This window comes from Pseudomonas beijingensis, assembly GCF_030687295.1.
Taxonomy (GTDB): Bacteria; Pseudomonadota; Gammaproteobacteria; order Pseudomonadales; family Pseudomonadaceae; genus Aquipseudomonas; species Aquipseudomonas beijingensis.
In genome coordinates this window covers 776,591-787,712 of record NZ_CP117425.1, presented here as the reverse complement: position 1 = coordinate 787,712, position 11,122 = coordinate 776,591, and the positions used below count along the sequence as shown (strand labels likewise).

Sequence of the window (11,122 nt, the reverse complement as noted above, 5' to 3'; positions counted from 1 at the left end):
CTCGCGAAGGGGCCGGCCCTGCTACCCTAGATCCCACAGAGCTCACGCAACAATCCAGTATCCAGATGCCGCTCCACCAGATCCGCCAACCGCTCGATGTCCCGCTCGCGCAAGCCGTGGTAGTCCACCGCCTGCACCTCCTGCAACCCCGCCCAACGCAACAACGCGCAACTGGCCGCCGGTGATTCGAACAGCCCATGCAGGTAGGTGCCGAACACCTGTCCGTCGAGGCTCTGGGCACCGTCGCAACGGCCGTCTTCCAAGTGCACCGCGGCGTTTTCCAGGGCCGGGCCGCTGGTCACTCCCGCGTGGATCTCGTAACCGCTGACCTCGGCCGCTTCCAAGGCCAATCGCCCGCGCACATTACGCAATTGCTTCTCGTGCTCCAGGGTCGTTTCAAAATCCAGCAGGCCCAGCCCGGCACTGGAACCGGCCGCGCCTTCCAGGCCCAACGGGTCATGGACGTGCTGGCCGAGCATCTGCAAACCGCCGCAGATGCCCAGCAATTTGCCGCCGTAGCGCAGGTGACGATGGATCGCCGTCTCCCAACCGTTGGCGCGCAGGTAGGCCAGGTCGCTGCGCACGCTTTTCGAGCCGGGCAGGATAATCAGGTCGGCCGGCGGGATGGGCTGGCCGGGGCCGACGAATTGCAGGTCGACTTGCGGGTGCAGGCGCAGCGGATCGAAATCGGTGTGGTTGCTGATGCGCGGCAAGACCGGCACCACCACTTTCAGCACTTGCTCGGCCTTGTCGATCTGGCGTTGATCGAGGCCATCCTCGGCTTCCAGGTGCAGGTCTATCACGTAGGGCAATACGCCGATCACCGGTTTGCCGGTGCGCGCCTCCAACCAGTCCAGGCCCGGTTGCAGCAAAGCGATGTCGCCACGAAAACGGTTGATGATGAAGCCTTTGACCCGCGCCTGTTCGCTGGGGGAAAGCAACTCCAGCGTGCCGACCAGATGGGCGAACACCCCGCCGCGATTGATATCGGCGATCAGCAACACCGGGCAGTCCACCGCCTCGGCAAAGCCCATGTTGGCGATGTCACCGGCGCGCAGGTTGATCTCGGCCGGCGAGCCAGCGCCTTCCACCATGACCACCGGATAGGCCGCGCTCAAGCGCGCGTGGGAGGCCAGCACCGCTTGCATGGCGATGGCTTTGTAATCGTGATAAGCCACGGCGTTCATGGTGGTGACGGCGCGGCCATGGATGATCACCTGGGCGCCGGTGTCGCTGTTGGGCTTGAGCAGCACCGGGTTCATGTCGGTGTGCGGCTCGAGTCCGGCGGCCTGGGCCTGCACCGCCTGGGCGCGACCGATTTCGCCGCCGTCGGCCGTCACGGCACTGTTGAGGGCCATGTTCTGAGGCTTGAACGGCACCACGCCCACACCCTGGCGCCGGACCCAGCGGCACAAAGCCGTGACCAGGGTACTTTTGCCGGCATCGGACGTGGTGCCCTGCACCATCACTGTGGTCATTGGGTGTCCTTGGCGTAGGCCTCGAAGGCCTGTTCGAGGCGCAGGAATTCGCTGTCGTCGGCCGGCAGCCCGAAACGCAGGCTGCTGGTGTTCACGAACAGGCGCAGGAGAATGCCGCGCTGGGCCATGAAATCGTGCAGCCCCTGGGCGTGCTCGGTGACCAGCCATTGGAACAATCCGCAGCCGCCCTGCGGCTTGAAACCGTGGCGTTCAAGCAACAGCGCCAGGCGTTGGCTCGTGGCTTGGCAGCGTTGGCGCTGGTCTGCGTGGGCGGCGCTGTCCAGCAGGCAGGCCTGGCCCAGTACCCGGGTCGGCCCGCTGACGACCCACGGCCCGACTTGTTCGGCGAGCAACTTGAGCAAGCGGCGCTCGGCCAAGACAAAGCCCAGGCGAACCCCGGCGAGGCCAAAGAACTTGCCGAACGAACGCAGCACGATCAGCCCGACCAGATGGGTGTGCGCCGCCAGGCTCAGCGCCGGCGTGACGTCCATGAAGGCTTCATCCACCACCAGCCAGCCACCGCGCTGGGCCAGGCGGGCATGCCAGTCCAACAAGCGCTCGGGCGCCAGGCTCAAGCCCGTGGGGTTGTTCGGATTGACCACCACCAACACGTCGAGGCTGTCGAGAAAGAAATCCACTTCCGCTTCCAGTACTTCGCGCACGATATAGCCACTGCGGCGCCAGGCTTCGGCGTGCTCGGCATAACAGGGCGACAAGACGCCGACCTTGCCGCTGCGACGCAGGCGCGGCAACAGCTGGATGGCCATCTGCGAACCGGCCACCGGCAGCACATCTAATGCACCGTAGTAGTCGCAGGCGGCCTGCTCCAATCCATCATCGGTTTCCGGCAGGCGCGCCCAGGCCCGCAGGGGAATGGCCGGAACGTCGAACGGCCAAGGCGCGAGGCCGCTGGACAAATCGAGCCAATCGGCCTCGGCAATGCCGTATTGCCGGGCCGCATTGCGCAAGCGTCCGCCGTGCTCAAGCATAGAACTCAGCTCCCAGGCAGAGAATCAGCAACCACAACCATACCCCGCGCTGGACCAATTGCCAGCCGCGATCAATGGAATCGGCACTCGCCGCCACGCCTTCGCCCAAGGGCGGACGTTGGTGCAGTTCGCCGTGGTAAACCGCCGCCCCGCCCAGCTCCACACCCAGCGCTCCGGCCCCGGCGGCCATCACCGGCCCGGCGTTGGGGCTGTCCCAGGTCGGGCCCTGGGTGCGCCAGCACTTGAGCGCCAGACGGGTTTTGCCGAGCAGCGCGTAGGTCAACGCCACCAGGCGTGCCGGAATGTAGTTGAGCACGTCGTCGATCTTCGCAGCCGCCCAGCCAAAGCGCTCGAAGCGCTCGTTGCGGTAGCCCCACATGGCGTCGAGGGTATTGCTCAAGCGGTACAACACCACACCGGGCGCGCCGGCCACGGCGAACCAGAACAACGCGGCGAACACCGCGTCGCTGCCGTTTTCCAGCACCGACTCGGTGGCGGCGCGGGCCACGGCGGTTTCATCCAGTTCAGCCGTCTCGCGACTGACCAGGTAGCCGACACGTTGGCGCGCCTGCTCCAGGTCACCGCTGCGCAGCGCCCGCGCCACCGGCTCGACATGCTCGCCGAGGCTGCGCAGGCCGAGGGCACAGTACAACGCCAGGATCTCCACCAACCAGCCCACCATCGGCGCCCAGGACAGGGCCGTGGCCAGCAGGGTCAACGGCACCACCGCGATCACCCACGCTGTCACCCCGTGACTGCGCCAGCCACGCCCACCGGCGTTGAAGCGCTGTTCGATGCGATCGGCGAAACGACCGAACGCCACCAGCGGATGCCAGCGCCGGGGCTCGCCCAACAGCGCATCCAGCGCCACCGCGGCGGCACTGAGCAACGCCACACTCATGGGCTCACTCCCCAACGGTTTTCATACAGCAGTTCATGGAGCGGACGCGGTTGCGCCCAACCTTCCAGGGCGAGCATCGGCGCCGGGTAAAAGCCCTCGACCGGGCCCAGGCAGAGGATCGCCAGCGGCTTGGCCCCGGCGGGCAGGCCCAGCAGATCGGCCAGGGCCAGGGGTTCGAACAACGACACCCAGCCCATCCCCAACCCTTCGACGCGGGAGGCCAGCCACAGATTCTGGATCGCGCAGGACAGCGAGGCCAGGTCCATTTCCGGCAAGGTCCGGCGGCCGAAGATGTATCGCTCGCGATCCTCCATCAACGCCGCCACCAGCACCTCGGCGCAGTCGTCGATGCCTTCGACCTTGAGTGTCATGAACTCATCACTGCGCTCGCCCAGGGCCTCGGCGGTGCGAATGCGCTCCTGCTCCACCAGTTCGCGGATCTGTCCACGCAAGGCGCGGTCGCTGATGCGGATGAATCGCCACGGTTGCATCAGGCCGACGCTGGGCGCCTGGTGCGCGGCTTCCAGCAGACGACGCAGCAGGGCCGGTTCCACAGTACCGCCGCTGAAATGGCGCATGTCGCGGCGCTCGGCGATGGCGCGGTAGACCGCTTCGCGTTCGGCCTGGGAGAAAGCGGTGTCTGTCATGGCCGCTTCGCGAGCAAGCTCGCTCCCACAGTGGCTAGCGCTGCACTTGAGATCACTGGGTCCCCTGTGGGAGCGAGCTTGCTCGCGATAGCGGCCTCAAGCCCGGGCGCAAACAACGCGGCAATCGCCCTGGGATTGGACGGAAAATAAAAGTGCACATAGGAAGCCGTCATCCGCCCCTGCCGGAAAACCGCCTCCGCCCCTCGCCCACCATTCGGGCTATGGCCACGGGCAATCGGTTCAAGTTCAGTGCTGGTCAGGGAATGATGGTAGGTGTGCCCACGCAGGTTGCCTTCCGGCAAATCCACCGATTGCAGCGCCAGGGCCGCCAGGCGCTTTTGCATCTGCGCATCGCCGGCCAGCAATCCCAGCAGTTCGGCGCGCACGCCGTCGACATCGGTCAATGAATCGAGCAGATACAACATGCCGCCGCATTCGGCGAGCAACGGTTTATCGGCTGCGTGGTGGGCACGGATCGCGGCCAGCATCGGGGTATTGCGGGCCAGCGCAACGTGGTGCAGCTCCGGATAACCGCCAGGCAGATAAAGGCTGTCCGCCTCGGGCAGTTCGCTGTCATGGATCGGCGAAAAGAAGCTCAACTGCGCGCCCATGGCCCGCAGCAGATCAAGGCTGGCGCCATAGGTGAAGGCGAACGCTTCGTCACGGGCCACGGCGATGCTCACCCCAGCGAGCCACGGCTCCACGGCGATCACCTCGGGCGCGGCGAACGCCACGGCGGGCGGCAACGCCACTTCACAACTGCTGGCCAGGGCCTCGGCCGCTGCGTCGAGGCGCAGGTCGAGGTCGTTCAATTCACTGGCCTGGACCAGCCCGAGATGACGGCTGGGCAATTCGATGCCGGTTTCCCGGGACAGCGCGCCGTACCAACGCAGGCCTTCGGTCAGGCTGCCTTCGAGCAATTGTGCATGACGCAAGGTGCCGACCCGGTTGGCCAAGACCCCGGCGAACGGCAGGTCCGGTTGATAACGGGCCAGGCCCAGGGCCAGGGCGCCGAATGTCTGGGCCATGGCCGTGCCGTCGATCACCGCCAACACCGGCACACCGAAATGTCGCGCCAGATCGGCGCTGGACGGCGTGCCATCGAACAGCCCCATCACCCCTTCGATCAGGATCAGGTCCGCTTCGGCGGCGGCTTCCCATAACAGCCGACGGCTTTCCTGCTCGCCGACCATCCACATATCCAATTGATAAACCGGCGCGCCACTGGCCCGCTCCAGGATCATCGGATCGAGGAAGTCCGGGCCGCACTTGAAGACGCGCACCTTGCGTCCCTGGTTGCGATGCAAACGAGCCAGGGCGGCGGTGACGGTGGTCTTGCCTTGGCCCGAGGCCGGAGCGGCGATCAGCACCGCCGGGCAGTGGCGAGCATCACTCACAGCTCGACGCCTTTCTGCGCCTTGATGCCGGCCTGGAACGCGTGCTTGATCATGCCCATTTCGGTCACGGTATCGGCCAGCTCGATCATCTCCGCCTTGGCGCCACGCCCGGTCACCACCACATGCTGCATCGGCGGACGGGCCTGCAGATCGCTCAGCACCTGGTCGAGGTCGAGGTAGCCGTGCTTGAGGGCGATGTTCAGTTCGTCGAGCACCACCAGGCCAATGGACGGATCGCTGAGCAACTGACGCGATACGGCCCAGGCGGCTTCGGCGGCGGCGATGTCGCGCTGACGGTCCTGGGTTTCCCAGGTGAAACCTTCACCCATGACATGAAAACGCACCTGCTCCGGGAAGCGGCGGAAAAACAGCTCTTCACCGGTGCTGTTGCGCCCCTTGATGAACTGCACCACACCGCATTGCATGCCATGCCCCATGGACCGGGCCAGCATGCCGAACGCCGAGCTGCTTTTGCCCTTGCCGTTACCGGTCAACACCAGCAGCAAGCCGCATTCATTCGGCGAGTTGGCGATGCGCTCGTCGATCACGGCTTTCTTGCGCAGCATGCGCGCCAGGTGGCGTTCGTCGCGATCGGACGTGTCGGTGCTGAGGGAGTCAGTCATGGGGCTCTCCGTTGGGATTGGATAACGGCGGGCGGGCAGAAAAAAGACGGCAACAAGCCTGGCATCGCCCACCGTGATGCCGTTGGATGAATCAGGCCGGTCTCCGGGCTCATGAGCGGCGTAATGCCGGTCTGTGCGCCTTCCCATGTCGGCGACACAGTGGCTTAAGCACAGCGTTGACTCATTTACCGTTGCGGGGGCAGCGCCGGGTTCGTGTGCACTCACCGGCTTCCCTGTTTCACTCTGTCGAACACCGTCACAGAGCACCTGAAACAAGCGGCGAAGGTTAGAGGGTTGGGGGTGGAGCGTCAATTAAAGCCGCCACGGGTCATGCACCGAGCATTGGCCTCGATCAATAAAATGACGCCAATCTTGTGCCACGCTACGGCAAGTGATATCAAATAGGCATCACGACCCGATATCACAAGAACAAGAGGGCAAAACATGCAAGGCATGCTCATCAGCAATCCAAAACTGGAATTCCTGCGCCCGGTGCTGGAACGCTGGTTTGATTGTATCGACCGCTACAACGCCGTACGCGGCGATAACGACACGCCCTATTGGTTCGATGAACGGGCCAACCTCAGCTTGTTGTCGGCCGCCGCCTGGATGGCCGAGATGGTCACGCTGCAGAACGCGCCGACCCGCAAGCAGAATGAAGAAGGCGAACGCAACGTCAGCGCCGACCTGTTCATCGCCAGCACCGAGGAGCGGGCCTTCATCCAGGCCACCCAACGCTGGCCCAAGGTCAACAACTTGAACCTGACCCAACCGCTGTCGGAAGCCACCAGCGATGCCAAGCGCATCAGCTACGCCAGCGACCTGAAGCTGGGCTGCCTGTTCGTCTCGCCGCAAAAAGCCCAGCAAAGCGCCACGCCCGAAGAACTGCAGGACATGATCGACGACCTGCAGAAGGAAAACACCTGCGCCGTGGCCTGGTACTTCCCTTACGCCTATCGCAAGTTGCGCAACGAAGCCGGGCATTATCACCCGGGTATCGCCGTGTTGTTCAAACAGGCCCACGGCTGACTCAATCCACGCCAAAACTGTGGGGAAACTGTGGGAGAAACTGTGGGAGCGAGCTTGCTCGCGATAGCGGCGGGCCAGTCAGACCGCTATCGCGAGCAAGCTCGCTCCCCCCAGTGGGCTTATCTGCTGACACTCGTCCTGCAGTTGAACCATCGCGTGCCTACGCTTCTCTATGAATAACTACATGCATTTATAGGGAAGCCAGCATGCTCAAGCCACCGCACCTTCTGATCGCCGCCCTTGCCGCCGGGCTTGTCGCTTGTGGCGAGTCTTCCACGCTGCAAGTGTCCGATGGCACCGGTCCTGCGCCGAAACTGCCTGAACCAAACAAGACCCTGGTCCCGACCGTCAACATCGCCGAAGCCATCGGCTGGCCGCAAGGCGCCAAGCCAACCCCGGCCCAGGGTCTGCAAGTGGGCGCGTTCGCCGAAGGACTGGACCATCCGCGCTGGCTCTACGTGCTGCCCAATGGCGATGTGCTGGTAGCCGAAACCAATGCCCCGCCCAAGCCGGATGATGCCAAGGGCATCCGTGGTTGGGTGATGAAAAAAGTCATGGGCCGCGCCGGCGCCGGGGTGCCCAGCCCCAATCGCATCACGTTGTTGCGCGACGCCAATCACGACGGCATCGCCGAAACCCGCACGGTGTTCCTGGAAAACCTCAACTCGCCGTTCGGCATGACCCTGGTCGGCAATGACCTGTACGTGGCCGATACCGACCGGCTGATCCGCTTTCCCTACAAGGACGGGGATACGCAAATCAAGGCCGAACCGATCAAGGTCGTCGACCTGCCCGGGGGCACGCTCAACCATCACTGGACCAAGAACGTGATTGCCAGCCGTGACGGCACCAAGCTGTACGTCACCACCGGCTCGAACAGCAACGTCGCGGAAAATGGCATGGAGGCCGAAGAAGGTCGCGCCGCCATCTGGGAAGTGGACCGTGCCAGCGGCAATCACCGGATCTTCGCCTCAGGCCTGCGCAACCCCAACGGCCTGGCCTGGGAACCAAGCAGCGGCGCGCTCTGGACAGCAGTGAACGAACGGGATGAGATCGGTAGCGACCTGGTACCGGACTACATCACATCGGTCAAGGACGGTGCCTTCTACGGCTGGCCCTACAGCTATTATGGGCAGCACGTTGATACTCGGGTCGAACCACAAAACCCGGCCCTGGTAGCCAAGGCCATCGCCCCGGACTACGCCGTCGGCCCCCACACCGCCTCACTAGGCCTGACCTTCGCCGAAGGCAGCGCCTTGCCTGCACCGTTTACCGAAGGGGCTTTCGTCGGTCAGCACGGCTCCTGGAACCGTAAGCCCCACAGTGGCTATAAAGTGATTTTCGTACCGTTCAATGGCGGCAAACCGGTGGGGCAGCCGGTGGATGTGCTGACCGGCTTCCTGAACGCCGACGAAAAAGCCCAGGGCCGGCCAGTGGGCGTGGTGATCGACAAGCAGGGTGGGTTGTTGGTGGCTGATGATGTGGGGAACAAGATTTGGCGGGTGTCAGGCAAATAAGGCCGACACACCTTTGTGAGCGCCGCCCGAACTGTGGGAGCAAGGCTTGCCCGCGATGGAAGCGATGCGGTCTGTCAGAGATCGAGGCGCCCGTTTCGCGAGCAAGCTTTGCTCCCACAGATCAGGGCAACAACAACTCAGGGATTACGCGCCAGGTGCTCCGGTTGCAGCACACGCTTGGCGCCCAGATAGGCCTTCTGCCAATAAGCCTTGGACAGGCTGTCGAGCTTGACCGTGCCACCGGTGGCCGGCGCGTGGACGAAGCGCCCCTCGCCGACATAGATCCCGGCATGGCTGACCTGGGAACCGCCGTTGGTGGCGAAGAAAACCAGGTCACCGCTCTGCAACGCATCCTTACCCACCTCAGGCGCCCGCATGCTGATCATTTCCCGCGTGGAACGTGGCAACGCGATACCGGCGGCGTCGCGGTACACATAACCGATCAAGCCACTGCAATCGAAGCCTGAATCCGGCGTGTTGCCGCCCCAACGATAAGGCGTACCCACCAGACCCAGCGCCCGGAAGAGCACATCTTCAGCGGCCGGGGAAAAGGGTTGCGAGGGTGCAAAGACCACCGGGGCCCGCACAACAGGTGCTGGCGGTGGGGTACGGCTGGCGCACGCACTGAGCAGTGCGGCGAGGAAGATGAGCGCGAGGCGGGCCGACGTCGACATATGCAGAACAATCCTGATCTGGATGCGGCTTTTCTGCCGTGGGCATGAAAACAAATCCGCCTGCGTAATACGCAGGCGGATTGCCATCAATCAATGATCAAGGATTCTAGCGGCTATGCAGCAAACTTCAAGTAAGACTTTAAGTTTGCCTTACAAACTGTGTGCTTACTTACGAGCAGTGACGACAGTCGGTGCCATGGCGAGGGCTCGCTTGGCTTCGATGAAGGTCTTGCTCCAGTAGCTGTCGCCCAGGCTGTCGATCCGCACACCACCGCTGCGGCGGCTGCTGGAATGGATGAACTGGTTGTCGCCCAGGTAGATACCGGCATGGCTGACGCGACCGCGACGACCGTTGGTGCTGAAGAACAGCAGGTCACCGGGCTCCAACTGATTGCGCGCGACCAGTGGGGCATTCACGTTGATCATTTCGCGAGTGGAACGCGGCAGGTTCATGCCGGCCTCTTCGCGGAACAGATAACCGATGAAACCGCTGCAATCGAAGCCGGCTTCAGAAGTACCGCCAAAACGGTAGCGGGTGCCGATCAACGACATACCACGTTCCAGGATGCTGTCAGCCAGTACTGGAAGCTGGTAAGGCTTGCTGCCGGCGAAGGCTGCGAGCTCTTTGTCGGAGGCCATTTCTTCCTGGAACGCAACGGAGGAAGACTGGGCAGTAACGGAATTCTGGACCTGTGGTTGTGGCGCTTGCTGGGACACTGGAGAGTGGGCAGCGCAACCGAACAACAGGGTAACGAGTGCGAGAGGCACGAGGGGTGCGAAGCGATTTAGCATGGGCACGACCGTGGCTGAAGTAGTAAAGATGGCGAGACTATGCCCTCTATCAACCTCATTTGCAAATTCAATCGATGCAAATGTGACTTCTTGATTTCTCGTTTACATCTAAGCGCTTAAGCCCGGTTTGAGTGGGTTGCAGGCCTGCGACCCAGTAAAACCGCGGGCTTCGCCGCACCAAGAACAGGCTATGAGCCATCATCTGGCGACAGTTTTACCAGCCTAAAGTTTCTTTCAAGAAGGGAATGGTCAGCTTGCGCTGGGCCTGGAGAGAGGCCTGGTCGAGACGTTCGAGCAATTCGAACAAGGCGCTCATGCTGCGGGTGCCACGGGTGAGGATGAAATGCCCGACTTCATCGGTCAGGTGCAGGCCACGGCGAGAAGCGCGCAACTGCAATGCACGGAGTTTGTCTTCGTCGGACAGCGGTCGCATCTGGAAAATCAGCGCCAAGGTGAGACGAGACTTGAGGTCCGCCAGTTTCACCGGCAGCTCTCGCGGCGATGTCGAGGCGGCGATCAGCAAGCGCCGGCCACTGTCGCGCAACCGATTGAACAGATGAAACAGCGCCTCTTCCCAATCAGCCTTGCCGGCCACGGCTTGGAGATCGTCCAGGCAGACCAGTTCGTACTGTTCCAGGTTGTCGAGGATTTCAACGCCGCGATCCAGCAACTCGGCCAACGGTAGGTACACCGCCGGTTCGCCCAGTTGCTCGAACCGCAGGCACGCGGCCTGCAACAAGTGCGTGCGCCCTACCCCGTCCTTGCCCCACAGATAAATCAGGCTCTCGGTCCAGCCGGCGTCGGCTTCGCAAAGCCGCTCGACATAGCCGAGTGCAGCGGCATTGGCGCCTGGGTAGTAATTGATAAAGGTGGCGTCATCACGCAGACGCACACCTAGGGGCAGCTGAATCGGTTTCATGCTGACTGAACAGTTCCCAAGGAACCGTTAGTGGCCTCTGTGTAAAGTGCGCAAAGTTTATACCCGTGGCGCGGACCGCACAATGCGCCGGACCACGAGCAAAATCAAAGGTTTGCAGCGGCAAGGCCGTGGAGCGTCAGTTTCCCTGACACCCCG

At 63.2% G+C, this 11,122-nt stretch carries 11 protein-coding genes and 1 riboswitch; of the genes, 2 read left to right on the top strand and 9 right to left on the bottom strand.

The window, feature by feature from the left end; genetic code table 11:
• Nucleotides 1–26: 26 nt before the first annotated feature.
• Genes PSH84_RS03650 through cobO form a run of 6 tightly spaced genes read right to left on the bottom strand, consistent with a single transcriptional unit; the run spans nt 27 to nt 6,035 of the window.
• Nucleotides 27–1,478 carry a cobyric acid synthase gene (locus PSH84_RS03650; RefSeq protein WP_305482293.1) on the bottom strand — a complete coding sequence of 484 codons (1,452 nt, stop codon included), beginning with the start codon at nt 1,476–1,478 and terminating at the stop codon, nt 27–29.
• Nucleotides 1,475–2,467 (bottom strand): threonine-phosphate decarboxylase CobD, encoded by a 993-nt coding sequence (gene cobD, locus PSH84_RS03645; protein ID WP_305468094.1) that lies wholly within the window; start codon nt 2,465–2,467, stop codon nt 1,475–1,477. The genes PSH84_RS03650 and cobD overlap by 4 nt, the downstream gene beginning before the upstream one ends.
• Nucleotides 2,460–3,368 carry an adenosylcobinamide-phosphate synthase CbiB gene (cbiB, locus tag PSH84_RS03640; RefSeq protein WP_305468095.1) on the bottom strand — a complete coding sequence of 303 codons (909 nt, stop codon included), beginning with the start codon at nt 3,366–3,368 and terminating at the stop codon, nt 2,460–2,462. The genes cobD and cbiB overlap by 8 nt, the downstream gene beginning before the upstream one ends.
• The gene (gene bluB, locus PSH84_RS03635) at nt 3,365–4,015 is read right to left on the bottom strand and encodes a 5,6-dimethylbenzimidazole synthase (protein WP_305482292.1); all 651 of its coding nucleotides are present in this window, start codon (nt 4,013–4,015) and stop codon (nt 3,365–3,367) included. The genes cbiB and bluB overlap by 4 nt, the downstream gene beginning before the upstream one ends.
• Entirely contained in the window at nt 4,012–5,412 is a 1,401-nt protein-coding gene (locus tag PSH84_RS03630) for a cobyrinic acid a,c-diamide synthase CobB (protein WP_305482291.1), read from the bottom strand. The genes bluB and PSH84_RS03630 overlap by 4 nt, the downstream gene beginning before the upstream one ends.
• Nucleotides 5,409–6,035, bottom strand: a complete 627-nt coding sequence (cobO, locus tag PSH84_RS03625; RefSeq protein WP_305482290.1) for a cob(I)yrinic acid a,c-diamide adenosyltransferase — start codon at nt 6,033–6,035, stop codon at nt 5,409–5,411. Before cobO ends, PSH84_RS03630 begins: the two co-directional genes overlap by 4 nt.
• 77 nt (nt 6,036–6,112) lie before the next feature.
• A riboswitch (cobalamin riboswitch) is annotated at nt 6,113–6,321 on the bottom strand.
• Nucleotides 6,322–6,479: 158 nt separating this feature from the next.
• Between cobO and PSH84_RS03620 the strand changes: the two genes are divergently transcribed.
• Together PSH84_RS03620 and PSH84_RS03615 are read left to right on the top strand one after the other, a co-directional pair.
• Nucleotides 6,480–7,064: a hypothetical protein gene (locus PSH84_RS03620; protein ID WP_122569224.1), complete on the top strand. Its 585-nt coding sequence runs from the start codon at nt 6,480–6,482 to the stop codon at nt 7,062–7,064.
• Nucleotides 7,065–7,270: 206 nt separating this feature from the next.
• The gene (locus PSH84_RS03615; protein WP_305482289.1) at nt 7,271–8,581 is read left to right on the top strand and encodes a PQQ-dependent sugar dehydrogenase; all 1,311 of its coding nucleotides are present in this window, start codon (nt 7,271–7,273) and stop codon (nt 8,579–8,581) included.
• A 137-nt stretch (nt 8,582–8,718) separates the two neighbouring features.
• Here PSH84_RS03615 and PSH84_RS03610 read toward each other — a convergent pair whose 3' ends face one another.
• From PSH84_RS03610 to hda, 3 genes are all read right to left on the bottom strand, one after another.
• Nucleotides 8,719–9,255 carry a C40 family peptidase gene (locus tag PSH84_RS03610; RefSeq protein ID WP_305482288.1) on the bottom strand — a complete coding sequence of 179 codons (537 nt, stop codon included), beginning with the start codon at nt 9,253–9,255 and terminating at the stop codon, nt 8,719–8,721.
• A gap of 165 nt (nt 9,256–9,420) precedes the next feature.
• Nucleotides 9,421–10,047, bottom strand: a complete 627-nt coding sequence (locus tag PSH84_RS03605) for a C40 family peptidase (protein ID WP_072411813.1) — start codon at nt 10,045–10,047, stop codon at nt 9,421–9,423.
• A gap of 214 nt (nt 10,048–10,261) precedes the next feature.
• Entirely contained in the window at nt 10,262–10,966 is a 705-nt protein-coding gene (hda, locus tag PSH84_RS03600) for a DnaA regulatory inactivator Hda (protein ID WP_003178999.1), read from the bottom strand.
• Between the last annotated feature and the right edge of the window lie 156 nt (nt 10,967–11,122).

Bases quoted from the DNA above. Each gene is read 5' to 3' on its own strand.
- PSH84_RS03610 (WP_305482288.1), bottom strand. From the start codon at position 9,255: ATGTCGACGTCGGCCCGCCTCGCGCTCATCTTCCTCGCCGCACTGCTC.
- cobO (WP_305482290.1), bottom strand. From the start codon at position 6,035: ATGACTGACTCCCTCAGCACCGACACGTCCGATCGCGACGAACGCCAC.
- PSH84_RS03620 (WP_122569224.1), top strand. From the start codon at position 6,480: ATGCAAGGCATGCTCATCAGCAATCCAAAACTGGAATTCCTGCGCCCG.
- cobD (WP_305468094.1), bottom strand. From the start codon at position 2,467: ATGCTTGAGCACGGCGGACGCTTGCGCAATGCGGCCCGGCAATACGGC.
- PSH84_RS03605 (WP_072411813.1), bottom strand. From the start codon at position 10,047: ATGCTAAATCGCTTCGCACCCCTCGTGCCTCTCGCACTCGTTACCCTG.
- hda (WP_003178999.1), bottom strand. From the start codon at position 10,966: ATGAAACCGATTCAGCTGCCCCTAGGTGTGCGTCTGCGTGATGACGCC.
- bluB (WP_305482292.1), bottom strand. From the start codon at position 4,015: ATGACAGACACCGCTTTCTCCCAGGCCGAACGCGAAGCGGTCTACCGC.
- PSH84_RS03615 (WP_305482289.1), top strand. From the start codon at position 7,271: ATGCTCAAGCCACCGCACCTTCTGATCGCCGCCCTTGCCGCCGGGCTT.
- cbiB (WP_305468095.1), bottom strand. From the start codon at position 3,368: ATGAGTGTGGCGTTGCTCAGTGCCGCCGCGGTGGCGCTGGATGCGCTG.
- PSH84_RS03650 (WP_305482293.1), bottom strand. From the start codon at position 1,478: ATGACCACAGTGATGGTGCAGGGCACCACGTCCGATGCCGGCAAAAGT.